This window comes from Xanthomonas euvesicatoria pv. euvesicatoria (assembly GCF_020880415.1).
Lineage (GTDB): Bacteria > Pseudomonadota > Gammaproteobacteria > Xanthomonadales > Xanthomonadaceae > Xanthomonas > Xanthomonas euvesicatoria.
Genome location: NZ_JAJIUJ010000060.1, coordinates 1 through 12,158 on the forward strand (window position 1 = coordinate 1; position 12,158 = coordinate 12,158).

11 protein-coding genes and 1 pseudogene are annotated in these 12,158 nt (G+C 56.1%); 5 read left to right on the plus strand and 7 right to left on the minus strand.

All coding sequences use genetic code 11. The annotated features are described in order from the left end of the window. Window positions 1–135 precede the first annotated feature (135 nt). Window positions 136–531 carry an H-NS histone family protein gene (locus LN450_RS10490; RefSeq protein ID WP_011348380.1) on the plus strand — a complete coding sequence of 132 codons (396 nt, stop codon included), beginning with the start codon at window positions 136–138 and terminating at the stop codon, window positions 529–531. A gap of 453 nt (window positions 532–984) precedes the next feature. On the opposite strand, the gene LN450_RS10495 is transcribed toward LN450_RS10490, so the two are convergent. Both LN450_RS10495 and LN450_RS10500 read right to left on the minus strand, forming a co-directional pair. Beyond that, a complete protein-coding gene (locus LN450_RS10495) occupies window positions 985–2,016 on the minus strand; it encodes a hypothetical protein (protein ID WP_011348379.1) in 1,032 nt (343 codons plus the stop codon). A 614-nt stretch (window positions 2,017–2,630) separates the two neighbouring features. After that, complete coding sequence (locus LN450_RS10500) at window positions 2,631–3,923, minus strand: reprolysin-like metallopeptidase (RefSeq protein ID WP_011348378.1); 1,293 nt, start codon at window positions 3,921–3,923, stop codon at window positions 2,631–2,633. A 712-nt stretch (window positions 3,924–4,635) separates the two neighbouring features. On the opposite strand from LN450_RS10500, the pseudogene LN450_RS23265 reads away from it, so the two are divergent. Next, window positions 4,636–4,838 (plus strand): annotated as a pseudogene (locus tag LN450_RS23265) (hypothetical protein). Between the two features lie 409 nt (window positions 4,839–5,247). Continuing rightward, a complete protein-coding gene (locus LN450_RS10510) occupies window positions 5,248–5,727 on the plus strand; it encodes a JAB domain-containing protein (RefSeq protein WP_039418400.1) in 480 nt (159 codons plus the stop codon). Between the two features lie 49 nt (window positions 5,728–5,776). Here the strand turns inward: LN450_RS10510 and LN450_RS23405 are convergent, their stop codons facing one another. Genes LN450_RS23405 through LN450_RS10530 form a run of 5 tightly spaced genes read right to left on the minus strand, consistent with a single transcriptional unit; the run spans window position 5,777 to window position 11,010 of the window. Then, window positions 5,777–6,214, minus strand: coding sequence for a phosphatidylserine decarboxylase (locus tag LN450_RS23405; protein ID WP_011348375.1), 438 nt, complete (start codon window positions 6,212–6,214; stop codon window positions 5,777–5,779). Continuing rightward, window positions 6,214–7,044 carry a phophatidylserine decarboxylase associated domain-containing protein gene (locus LN450_RS23180; RefSeq protein ID WP_011348374.1) on the minus strand — a complete coding sequence of 277 codons (831 nt, stop codon included), beginning with the start codon at window positions 7,042–7,044 and terminating at the stop codon, window positions 6,214–6,216. Before LN450_RS23180 ends, LN450_RS23405 begins: the two co-directional genes overlap by 1 nt. Before the next feature lie 32 nt (window positions 7,045–7,076). Further along, window positions 7,077–7,970, minus strand: a complete 894-nt coding sequence (locus tag LN450_RS10520; protein WP_228885065.1) for an HvfC/BufC N-terminal domain-containing protein — start codon at window positions 7,968–7,970, stop codon at window positions 7,077–7,079. After that, window positions 7,963–8,892 carry an MNIO family bufferin maturase gene (gene bufB, locus LN450_RS10525; protein ID WP_011348372.1) on the minus strand — a complete coding sequence of 310 codons (930 nt, stop codon included), beginning with the start codon at window positions 8,890–8,892 and terminating at the stop codon, window positions 7,963–7,965. Before bufB ends, LN450_RS10520 begins: the two co-directional genes overlap by 8 nt. A gap of 54 nt (window positions 8,893–8,946) precedes the next feature. Continuing rightward, window positions 8,947–11,010: a ferritin-like domain-containing protein gene (locus LN450_RS10530; RefSeq protein ID WP_039418402.1), complete on the minus strand. Its 2,064-nt coding sequence runs from the start codon at window positions 11,008–11,010 to the stop codon at window positions 8,947–8,949. 375 nt (window positions 11,011–11,385) lie between these two features. On the opposite strand from LN450_RS10530, the gene LN450_RS10535 reads away from it, so the two are divergent. Beyond that, the gene (locus tag LN450_RS10535) at window positions 11,386–11,640 is read left to right on the plus strand and encodes a hypothetical protein (protein WP_164738077.1); all 255 of its coding nucleotides are present in this window, start codon (window positions 11,386–11,388) and stop codon (window positions 11,638–11,640) included. Further along, window positions 11,630–12,158 (plus strand): DUF6988 family protein (locus tag LN450_RS10540; RefSeq protein WP_324250739.1); only part of this gene is annotated, 529 nt, incomplete at its 3' end. The genes LN450_RS10535 and LN450_RS10540, both read left to right, overlap by 11 nt.

Here is a 12,158-nt window from a genome sequence, read left to right on the forward strand (position 1 = left end):
GATACCCAAAAAAACAGAAGTCGCTGCGGAGCAATACGATAGAATAGTAGAGCTTGTCAATAGATCGCCGTGCAGCTTTACTGCAATAGATTTCTCACGAATAATTTGCTAACCAAACGATTGGAATAGTCCTGAATGACAACCGCGTCTTTGAGTGCCCTTGCCGCTGCTAAAGAAAAATTGGCAGAAGAAATTCGGAAGTTGGAAGAGCAGGAAGCTCAGCTACGCCAGCAGCAATCATCCGAGGCGTACTCGGAGATCGTCAAGCTTCTCGACCAATACACCGAGCATTTCAGTGCAAAGCAAAAATCTGAAATTGCGGCCCTGATCGGTGCTGGTGTGGCTAAGCCGAAGAAGGCTGCTTCCACAAAAAAGGAAGTAGCGCCCAAGTATTGGTTGCCCCACAACCAAGAGACATGGTCAGGGCGTGGTCGTCCGCCCAAAGCCTTCACCATTTGGCAGGGGAGCGCGTCTTACAAGGAGTGGAAAGCCAAGCACCCTGATGAGAAGTTTCCGGCTTTCCCAGGCTGAGTATTGCGAATGCGAGGCAATGAGCGCCCGGAGTCTCTTCGGGCACTCATTGCCTACGTCTGCGGATTGTCGGTTATTAGCTCAAGCAGCGCGCTGCACTGAAAGACACCAGCGCAGCGGCAATCCCGAACGAGAAGGTTAAATCGCCTGGCTCGCGCCAGACGAGCTTGAGCCAGCGAAGGTGGGTAGCTTGCCTGAGTCCTCTTGCAGTAAATTCCTTAATCGTTTAACAGCAAGAAATGCCAATCGCCTGGGCCTAGCCTTTCTTCGGACACTGCTGTCGCTTAGCAATTAATGAGCTGCAGACGAATTGGATGTTTCTCGTACGAATCCCTGTCGACTCTCAACAGCGTCAAGCTGTCAGGCTGAGCTATGCCCACTGGCGGAACGGTCGACTCGATGTATTGGTCTGGTTGCGCCCGATCTATCCTGATGCCGACTTCGAGTTGTCTATCAGAGCTTCCCGGTAAATTCAATTGAGGGCATGACGCCTGCTGACACAGCGCAGGCACCCAGGATGAGATTGTTAATCTCACCAGTCGTACCGCCGTCACTGATGCACGTGGGCGACAGGGTTGTCCCATCCTTGACAGCCAATTTCGTGGTAATGGAAGTGCCTGTATTGAAGTATGCTTTCTTGCCACTATTGCTACCGTCGACATTGAAGTCTGCCTGCGTCCATACGGAACTGATGTTGAGAATATTGCCTTTCGCGCTTACGCTGTAGGCATCAGTACCATTTGTGAAAATCACGGTATCGTTGCCGTTGGCGGCCGCCTTCGCCGTCAATCGGAAGTTTGGTAGTTGGCCGATTGGGTAATGCGGCGTCGGTACGGCTTTACTTTGCCTGACGCAACTAGTGTCTCCGTCGCTGCTCCATCCGGGCGGGCATGTGCTGCCGAAGTTGATCATCCAGTATTCGATTAAAACGTATGCTGAGTTTGCGGGGCCATCGTTCCCGTAGAGGAATTGTTCCCATACTGTGCAGCCCGAGTGATTCTGGCACGCTGACGTTGTTCCATCGTCATTAGTATTCAGCTGCACACTATATTCATCCGGACTAGAGTCACTGTTTACGGTCTTCAGCCCGGTTACCGTCGGAAAACTTCCCGCCGCCTCGCTAATAAGGCCATGCCCTCTGAGCGCGTAGCTCACGGGGCCTTGCGTTGCACCGACGGCATCTGGAAGTGCCGTTCGTCCAGCGGCGCCCTGAGTGGTCATTTTACCGACTGGTAAACGATGGTTTCGACGTGGCAATGCGTTGCAGGGTACCGACTCCCAAATCATGCTTGGGTATTTGGCGTGAAAGCATCCGGTCGTCGGCGTATCAGACCTTACAAGCTCTGTTTGCCATGCCTGTTGGACCTGCAGTTCAAGTTGGCTGGGACTGACGCTCACTGGCTGCGTACCACCTAATTGTGCAGCTGCTTGTGCGCAGGTAGCAGTGGTAATTGCAGTTACTAACAGAAATTTACTGTGTTTCATCGTATTTCCTTTGTTAACGGAAGAATAAATGCGATTTCCTACTGCGCTGCGTGTCAAGAGGTGACGCTTCAGCATCCTTTCGGAGCGGGAGACCGGAAAGCTATTTTGCACAGCGTGTATCGCAACTCGACGTTTTAAGATCCCCAAGACGCCTCGATTACTTAATCTTGTGGGAAAAAATCTATTGAAGGACTCGACGACTTCAATGCATTAGGTAACCTCTGAACAACTCTTTCATGAGCTTTCGACCAACAAACGAGGCAATCTCTACAATGCGAAAATGCTTTATTTCCAGCATGCGTGACCGATGAGGTAGGGAGTGTCAGTCTTGCGAGTTGACGTAAGCTTGGCCGAAGCTAGATGTCAACTGATTTGAAAGAATTCCTGGCTGTGCCCGTCTGCAGGAACTATTAAAGTGGACGTCATTTGCAGCGCTTGTTCGATAGATCGCTCCAGCAATACGCCGCGAACTATCTCCGTCGTCTACAAGTGCGACTTACCGTTTTATGTGGTATGTCTGAAAGCGTGTTTAGGGGTTACTCTGTGACAGCGCATGGCGTTAGTGCACGCCAAGCGCTGTCGCGGCTCCGGTAGCATCCGTGCTCACAGGTGACTCATCGCTTGGTCGGCCTAAAGTTGGCCGCGATGGGCATGGTGATATTTAACGCTCTGGTCTGGTCGGCTTCGTTTGCATCCCCGCACGGGTTGCCATTGCATAACGTGATACGTGGATTGGCGAAGTAGGGAACTCTCTGCTGATCGTCGGAGGCATACGCCATGATGGTATTGAAACTGCCCTCATCCAATGTCTGCCGCCATCCGTAAGCATAAGTGAACGCGCCAGGACCGGAATCGGCTTTGTCGTGAGCCAGACCAAGGTTATGGCCGATTTCATGCGCGAAGGTAATGTCTTCGCAGTAATTTCCGGCTTCTTCATCGGTACCGTCACTGACTGCGGCGTACCCCGATCCCTGCATATTGACATTGTACGATTGAAGCCCACCACCGTTCAGCCACGCCACGCCGCAAGCGCCTTGATTTGCGCGGTAAGGGCGTAGCAAGGCGACAAGATCGGCACCCTGGGTGTCACGCGTGCTGTGTAGTGCTGCTAATGAAGAGGTGCCTGATGCTTCGGTCAGGTCGTTAAGTGCAGCATCATCTGTAGTGGAATCCGTGTAATTAACCTGCTGCGTACCGATCAGGCGCAGGCGTCCATTCACTTGGCTATCCGAGTAGGCACGGTTGGTAACGGCGACCAGATAGTTGATGCGGGTATTAACGGCATCCACCGATCCTAGCTCGCGGACCAAGCCTGGGGTATAACCTACGAGCACGTCGACCACCGCCGGGGTCGTTGCGCTGGCCGCCTGCTTCACTAGTGCAAGACTACGTTGTAAATCTTGCTCGCTTACCGCTTGCTTCGGCGGAATCAGGTAGTCGGACGCCATGGCACTATCATTGCTCTTGAGGCGGTCAAGAGCAATGTTTTTTGGTAGACGTTCTGCAATATACAGCTTGCCGCCCTGGGTAACGATACGAAGCGATGTGTTATTGTCGACCGGAATTGATCCGAATACTGCGTTGCGGCCGAAGGTGATCACTACACTTTGCTTTTCTGCGGGGAGGGTGCCGACAAAGGTCCAATGATCATTGTCCTGGGTGTTTTGCGAAATAGTTTTTGCATAGATGCGTCGGCCGTCTGGCAGCGGTAACCAAAGTCCACCGGCAGCGGCATTATCGTAGGCTTGCGATTCGTTGATTTTGATCGGGCTTAGCCTTTCCGTTGAAGTGATCCTAGTCTTCTGTTGGTTTGAAAATGAAAGCCATTGGTCAGCTGCAAATGCCATAGAGGTGGCAGTGCAGCTCAGTCCCAGAAAAATCGCCGCTGCTAGAAAATTTATTTTCATAAATACCTATTTTATTTTGGTAATTAATTAAATGGTGTGGAACGAAATACGCCGTTGCGCAGTCATATTCATCGCACGACACGTTGTAAGCTCATGCCGCTCTGCGGGATAACTATGCTGAAAAGATCCGATAACTTCAACGCTTCTGTGGATGGCTTGTGATGTAATTTTGGCGAATTATGCGTTTTTTTGTGGCATCCGTCATAAGTGCATTTAATGCACCTGGAAAATTAAGAGGGCATGTGTATGATAGTGGTTGGATGTCTTGATATGAGACTTTTATAGAAACTAATAAATATTATTTATATTCATTTTATTGCCATGTCGCAACGTTCCCGATTTTGAGCGGTGCATCAGTTTAAAATCCAATTCCTTGTCAGTTTCAACACCTGAGGCAATCTCCATCAGGAGCGCAATTGGGACTTCGTCGCAACGTGTCATGTCCGTAATTTGTCGCCGACGAGACAGTACTCAAGGTTTTTTGTTAGCCGCTCTTGATCAGCCAAGCCTCGACGGCAATGCCGAGCATGATTTTTCAGTGCCTCCATCAAGCAGCTGTTGGCCTGACCGAGGGCTAGCACCTCGCCGCGTCGTTGACCAGGTGGACTGCAGCACTTGGTCAACGACGGCCGTTGGCCCCGTGGACAAGCCGGGGGCGTCGCCCCGCAACGCACGGGCATGGCGACGGGTCGAAGAGTTCTTAGAGTGGCGCATCCAGTTCAATCAACTCGACGCAGCGGTGCCAGCGTTGCGGGCATCAAGTCCTGATCGCCGACACTTTTGGCGAGCCTTTACAGCCATGGCCGCCGCCATTGAGAGCAAGGCAGCGATGAGCGAGGACGCGCAGCTCTTCGGCCGTCGGGCCGAGGAAATTTGTCCTGGCACGCGCTGGAAAACACGGACGATCACGTCTGAGTTCATGGTTGTTGCCAGGGCTCATCCATCCCGATGGCTGCGTGCTTCTCGTGCCCAGCGATGCAGGCATCAGGCAAGCAAGCGCACGTCAGCGAGAGCGCCATCATTGAGGCTATGAAGCTCAGCCATCGCTTGTTGATGTTCATCGGTCCCGTACATCCGAATGCCATTTCGCCAGAAAGCCTTGTGGGGCATGCATGGTGTTTTCTCCACCAGCGCTGGGCCTCTGAAAGGGACCTTAGCTTCGCTGTCCCGACCGCAAGGACAGGCCTCCTTCTCGTCGCTGGCGCTTTGTTGCGGCCCTTCACTGTGCGCCGCTTGCGCGGTGCTCGCTATCGGGTGCGGTAGGGCCGGACGCTTCGCCTGTCGGTTCCCACGAGGCGCACAACGCGCTGGTGGAGAAGAACCGATGAAGCGCACCCAAGACCTGAAGGCTCAATACCAACTCCAGATGGACGAGGAGGGCATCTTGCTCGCAGCAGCCACCATCCTGGAACAACGCCTTCAACGGCAAGGCAAGATCCACAGCCCCGACCAAGCTGGCGACTACCTGATTTCCCGCTGCGCTCACCTGCCGCACGAAGTCTTCGGGGTCGTCTTCCTGGACATCAAGCACCAGATCTTGGCGACCGAGCACCTCTTCTTCGGCACCATCGACGGCTGCGAGGTGCACCCTCGGGTGGTCGCCAAGCGCGCCCTGGATTTGAACGCCGCTGCCGTCATCCTGTTTCATAATCACCCAAGCGGCAATCCGGAGCCAAGCGAAGCCGACCGCAAGGTCACCGAGCGCCTGCAGAAGGCATTGAGCCTCCTCGACATCCGGGTGCTGGACCACCTGGTGATCGGCGGGCGTCAGCACATCAGCCTTGCAGCAAGAGGGTGGGCGTAGCCCTCCCTCTCTTGGGTCTTTACTGCGCAAACGATGAGATTGCGCAGCGTCAGACAGGTGTGTTCAACCTCGCAAGCTGCGCATTGACCTCAATGGTCTGGTTCGGCTGCAAGGTGCCGAAGTTCAATGACACGCTGTTCTCGAACACCAGGCACAGCGTGGAGCCACCATAGTTGAAGTAGCCAAGCTCATCGCCTTTGCTGACATGCTGCCCATTGGCCGCAGTCTGCGTCAGTGAGGAAATTTCCGTGATGCCAATCGGCATGACAAAGACCTTGCCAAGACGCGCATCGTCGGCGGTAATGGAGACAATGCCGCGATTGTTGACGGCCGCTCCATAGACTTGCGATGTCACACCTGCGTCGGGATCGAAGCTGTTGTCTTCGTTCTCACTGAAGAGCAGCCCGTTGATATTTTCGTAAGTGACCACGCCGTCTACCGGTGCGTGCCAGCGGTGATAGTCAGCGCCGCTTAGAAAGATCTGCACTACCGTGCCTCCACAAAGCGCTGCAACAGCGCGGCGTCCGGATTGGCGAGCATGTCTTGTAGCGAGTAGCTCTGCTCCTTGATCCAGAACACGGCGCTTTGTTGCACATCGGTTGCGATGCGATACACCGTGCCGTCGTTGGGCGAGGTGATGATATTTGCATCACCTTCTCCTGCGAGGGGCCGACAACTGGCCTGAATTTCGCGATGAAAGAAGTCGTTGTAGGACTGAAAGCCGCCATACTCGGCATCCCAATCGATGACGAAATCGGCGAGCTTGAATTCGGCGATGGCGGCGGTGCCCAGCCATCCGATGTTGGGATCTCGATTAAGCACCCAGCAGCTGGCCTGGCTGTCGAGATACGCCGCCCATGTCTGCAGGATGGCCCTCAGCGCTTCATTGAACGGCTCAAGACGGAACAGCGCCTTGCCGGCAGGCGTCGCCATCATGTCGACAAACAGTGCGGACATCGGAAAAAGCACCCGCAGCTTCTTGTTGACGTTGTATTCGGGCGCAGTCGTGCAGATGAAATCGAGTTGCTCCAGCATGTCCTGGATGTTCTTGATGTTTTTCATGAAAGCGCTGGTCTGGTCGATGGCCTCGGCGACATACATGCGCACGATGCCATTGGTATCGATCAGGTTAGCCAGATCCTGCACCGCCTGGTTGGCGTAGCCGGGTCCTTGATCGTTGCGGAGTTGGGCAGCTTTCTCACGAATGACGGCATGCCACGCGGCAAGCCCGCTGCGATCTTCCGGAAGATATCCGGCCAGCACGCCAAAGCTGCGTTGATAGTGTGCGTCCAACAATGGTCCGGTAACGCTGGTCATGGCGGATGTCCTGGTCGGGGTAGTGGGCAGACTTACGTGTCGATGAATTCAGCGGTTGCTGATGGAGACCTCAGCATCACCATGCTCGATGCCTGCGCGGTGGGCAGCCACAGGGCAAGCAGTGCGTGCAGTTCGCCTGCCGACCGTCCGGTGCGACGTGCCGCCGCCTGCGCGCAGTCGATGAGCATGCGTGGACGACGCGCAGCGTGACGTAAGGCGAAGAACTGCCAGTCGGTCAGCGGCTCGATCCCGACGCGGAATCGGTGGCGGCGAACAGCCAGGAAGATTCGGTCAACGACCGGAGAAACGCTTGGGCTTGCGCCTGACAGCCAACCGCGAAAGCTCTCCGGGGTGTGCGACACGATGGCAAGCTTAGTGGTTGCGGGCATGTGCACGGTGCAGGGCCAGCCAAGTGCCAGCGTAGATGCATCAATGCTTGTATCCATCTCTACCTCTTCCAGCCCTTGTGCGCGGCTGGCCTCGGAAAGCGCCCGCTCGATCCAGGCCAGTTCCAGCGGAAAACGTTGGCGTTGTTGCCCTGGGCGAGACCGTTGGGATGTGCGAAGAAAGTGGGGGAAGCTTGCACCCAGCGCATGCAAGGTGGGCGACCTTGATGGATGTTTACTCAGATACGTGCGTGCGAAGAACGCAAAGAGTTCCGGTCCGAGCAGACGCAATAGCGCCGGGTAGTCGGATTGCAAGCATTCGATCAGCCTGAGCCAATAGCCGTTGGCGTAAATGGCTAGCCGCGCGTGTGGGTCGACACCAACGGGCGTGGCAAGCAGCGTGTGGAGATCGAGGCCCTGTCTCGCATGCGCAGTCCTAAGGCCTTCTCTCAGTCCTGCTGGATGCGTGGTTGCCGTCAGCATCCAGCGCTGCACCTCGCCAAGCGCTGCATCACTTGGAGCGCCTGAAGAACTAAGCATCTAAAGGCTCCACCTGCAAATGGTGCAGAGGCGTGGACACCGCATGCTCGGCCACGATGGGAGGTGCCATCACCGGCATGCTGCCTTCCATGACCTGGCGTGCCTTATCCAATTCACCCAGGAGCCCATCGTAGTCAGGCAGGTTGGCATCCCATTCCAGTAGTGTCGACACACCACCGGTCAATTGCTGGGCCAGTGCATACAACTCCCACGCGCGGGCGGGAACGGGTTGGTCATGTGTGTCGACCAGGCAGTCGCCATATTGCGTCGGTCCTGCCAGATGGATCTGCACGACCTGCCGGTGCGGCAACGCGCGCAGATACACCTCGGGATCGAAACGATGGTTGTGGGCACTCACATAGGTATTGTTGACGTCCAGCAAGATGCCGCAGCCCGTGCTTTCGGCCAGGCGTGCCAGGAACTCCCACTCGGGCATGGTCGATGTCTGGAACTGCACATAGCTGGATGGATTTTCCAACACCAGCGCTCTGCCGAGCACGTCCTGCACCTGCAGAACGCGGTCGCGCACATGGGCCAGTGACTCTGCGTTGAAAGGCAGGGGCAGCAAATCGTGCGAGTTGTGCGAGCCAAGCCCGGTCCAGCACAGATGATCCGAGACCCAGACAGCGTTGATGTCTTCTGCCAACCGTTTGAGCTTGTGCAAATAATCGTTGTTGAGTGGCGCGTCCGAGCCGATCGACAGGCTGACGCCATGCATGACGATGGGAACCTCAGTCGCCAGCTTGCTCAACATGGCACGCTGATAGCCGCAGTCATCGAGATAATTTTCCGAGATGATCTCGAACCAATCCACCCGCGCTCCCCCGGCCAGGATGGCCGGGAGATGCTGCGGACGAAGTCCCACACCGAATCCAAGGTTAAGCAGCCCCAGGCGGGGCAACGGCGAGCGTTCTTCCACCATGCCACGAGGAAGTGGCGTTTGAGTAAGAGGGACGTGAATCACCTTGGCAGCCCGTCAGGTGGACGGTGGCAGGGCGATGCGCAGATCCGTTGGACTGGGCTTAGTGCCGGGTGGCAGCTGGCGGTTGGCCATGACCTTCTCGAACGCCTGCCATGCGATGTCGTAGACGGAGTCGCCCACGGCGAAGGGCAGTTCCGCCACTGGTGTGGGAGTATTGTCCGGATCGGTGAAATTGAACAATTCCATGGTGCCGGCAGTGGGATACAACTGCGAGGCGGAGATGGGCACGGCGCATCCACCCAACCCTGCGCATTTGTTGTCTGCGGGCGCACTGAAGAAGTCCGGCAGGCCGCAGGTGCCACCTACCGCCGGGGCACGTGGCGCAGATTGGCCACACCCGCCGCGTCCTCCGATCGCTTGGGAGCAATTGCCGCCACCGCTCACCCCATGAGCAAAGCCACAGCCTCCTTGCGTGGCGCAAGTATTGGAGCCCTTGCAGCTGTGATAGATGGCCGGTGCCGCACAGTTCCCGCCGGACCCATCTAGTGCCAGGCCCTGGCAGGCGTGTTGCAAGGCGCTCGTGGGCTGTGCCGCCATCCCTTGCCGCAAGGTCGGCGCGCTGCCATAGACGGCCCAATACAACCCCATGCGATCACCTGAGCCGACCATGGAGGGGAACGGGAAGTCGACAGACAGATCTCCCCACGATTTGGTCAGCACGGTCGTAATGCCGGCGAGCGAGCCTTGCGCGACGTTGTCCAAGTCGACGGGGTTAAGCTGCTTCAAGTTGTTGAGAGCCGTCGCCACCTCGGATGGCTTGGGGATGGTGGTCGACGCCGTGGCAGGGTCGAAATCGGCACTTGTGAGCAGCGCCTCTGTCCAAACGTTGCCGGAGACCGCGTGCCACTCACTCCACGTCTCCACCTGATCGACCAGATCAAGCAGCTGCTCGAAGCGTTCGTAATGATCCTGCCCACCATTGCTTGATCGCGCGGCCGCATCTGCCGAGGGCGCGGGGTCGCCCGAGTCGGTGTAGGACGGATAGTTGTTGGCCAACGCCGCTTCGTCGGGCTGGAACTGTACGATCACGCTGTTGAGGGTGGCGAGTTCGGCCCCGGTTTCCAATGCACGCTCGTGGATCATCCCGAGAAATGCACTGGTGGTCTGCCAGTCAATGCCGCCTTCGCCTTGATCGCAGATGGCATACATCATGTAGATGGCCTGCGCTGCGGCAGCCAGGGGATGGGTTTCGGTGATCTGGGTGTTGAGCTGCGGGTATTCTTTTTGAATCTTGCTGGTAGCGGTGTTGAACAAATCGCGTTGACCGCTGGGACCGGCAAACACCTTTTCCCACAAGGTCTGGTTGTCCTCGTATTTGAGTGTGATGTATTGGAATAGACAAAAATACATCCAGCCGATCGTTCCGAATTTCGGCAGATCCACTTCCGTATTTGTCGCGGTCCAGCCGTTGAACGGCACGGTCGGGAAATAGGTTGTGTCAAGCACCGATGGCTTGATCTTGGCGCGGGCGGTGTCGTGGTTTTCCTCGATCACCGTAAACAGCGCCACTTGCGCGTCAGTCAGGCCCGCAAGATCCACAGTCAGCCCGCTGCCGACCGTGCCATCTTCCAGGTCTTGCAGATCGATGATGTGTGGGATAACAGTTTGCGTGGGGCCGTAGCAGATCCAGTTGTAATTGGCGTCTTGCAGCAGCGGGCTGTTGAAGGTTGGGGTGACGCCGACCGCGCCGCAAAGATTTGCAGCCATTTGGAGATGCAGCATCTCATCGATAAAAACCGAGAACAGCAAGTTGTAGGCGCGTTGCGGAGCAGTCTGTTCGGGTGGAGCACCAAGCGGTATTGTCCCGGTTGCCATGCCTGGCCAGCGACGACCCTTGTAGTAGGAAATGCCATTGGCATTGATCGCATGCGTTCCCTGGATGGACTTCATCGTGCACATGTAAAGCGGGACGGTGAATAGCTCTACATTGACAGCAGCCTGGACTAAGGCTTGCAATGCCGCTTTATCGGCCTCGAAATTGGCAAGCGGTTGTTCGACGATCTGGCGGGGGGCTTTGGGAATAATGCCTAATGTGGCGTGCGTTTCGGTCGCGCTCATACAAACCTTCTCCATGGATGTCCTAGCATTCGGCTGGGGGGCGAGATCGCATGCGTGTGTAGCGCATCCATCCATCCCAGTGGCGACGAGAACTGCATCCGTCCGTGCAGTCCTTGCATCTAGGCACACGTGGAGATCAAGGGCGCTCTATTGGCTTCTTGGCGAACCCTCGGAAAGAGTGGTCAATTGCCTTGATGTATAAGACTGGCCGCAAGGTGAGTCAATTGCTCAGTGCGCCTAGGAACGACAATGCGTGACCAGGCCGACTGGACTTTCGTGACCGAGCGCATCAGTGGTTGAGCCAAGTTGGCAGATCAAGATACGGGACCAACTGATCATTGGCGGAAGTCAGCACAACAGCCTGGCAGCACGGGGGTGAGCATAGCCCTCTCTCTCTCATCAGTTGTTGGCAGAAGACCACCCAGTGCGCCTGATCTTGCAAAAGATATGGCGCTACGCTTGAGTCCGGTCTTCAAGTTTCTTCCGCTGCTTACGCCATTACGGCAAGATCCAAGTGAAAGAGAGGCAGCTGAAAATTTTTACGGCATCGAAAAAAATCGAAGGAGGGGGTTGTTGATGAGCCAGGATGCGATCCAGCTTTTTCAACGCTTGGGGAAGCATGATGTCTGAGCGGGTTGAGAAGCTCTTTGAAGGTTCTGATGAGCTGTTGGAGGCGTTGGCGCCGATCACAGCGGCTCCGCCGTTTGATCAAAGTGATCGACTGCAAGTTTGTCGCGCGCTTTGCCTGCTTTCGATTGAACACGCTGTTGCGAGTCGCTGCTTACTTGCAGCCGGTTCTGAGCCGTCCACCTTGGTCGTTCATCGGGCGCAGTTCGAAGCGCTGGTGCGCGCCGTGTGGGTCCTTTACTGCGCAAGCGACACCGACGTGGCTTGCTTGCAAGAAGAGCTGACGCCGATCAGTGAGTCCGTGACGGCTCGTTTGCCAATGCTATCCAAGATGCTGATCGCTCTTGAAGCGGTGAAGCAGGCAGCCGAGCCACTGCGGGTGTTTTTGGAGTTCAAGAAATACTCTTGGGCGGCACTCAACTCGTTTGTCCACGAGGGTGCACACGCGCTTCATCGGTTGCGAACGGGCTTCCCGCTTGAACTCGTTGAAGTTGTGGTCAAACAAAGCAACGCGTTGGTCG

Excerpts from the sequence above, each read along its gene's own strand:
- bufB (WP_011348372.1), bottom strand. The coding sequence starts at position 8,892 with ATGGTGGAAGAACGCTCGCCGTTGCCCCGCCTGGGGCTGCTTAACCTT.
- LN450_RS10490 (WP_011348380.1), top strand. The coding sequence starts at position 136 with ATGACAACCGCGTCTTTGAGTGCCCTTGCCGCTGCTAAAGAAAAATTG.
- LN450_RS10500 (WP_011348378.1), bottom strand. The coding sequence starts at position 3,923 with ATGAAAATAAATTTTCTAGCAGCGGCGATTTTTCTGGGACTGAGCTGC.
- LN450_RS10495 (WP_011348379.1), bottom strand. The coding sequence starts at position 2,016 with ATGAAACACAGTAAATTTCTGTTAGTAACTGCAATTACCACTGCTACC.
- LN450_RS10530 (WP_039418402.1), bottom strand. The coding sequence starts at position 11,010 with ATGAGCGCGACCGAAACGCACGCCACATTAGGCATTATTCCCAAAGCC.
- LN450_RS23180 (WP_011348374.1), bottom strand. The coding sequence starts at position 7,044 with ATGACCAGCGTTACCGGACCATTGTTGGACGCACACTATCAACGCAGC.
- LN450_RS10510 (WP_039418400.1), top strand. The coding sequence starts at position 5,248 with ATGAAGCGCACCCAAGACCTGAAGGCTCAATACCAACTCCAGATGGAC.
- LN450_RS10520 (WP_228885065.1), bottom strand. The coding sequence starts at position 7,970 with ATGCTTAGTTCTTCAGGCGCTCCAAGTGATGCAGCGCTTGGCGAGGTG.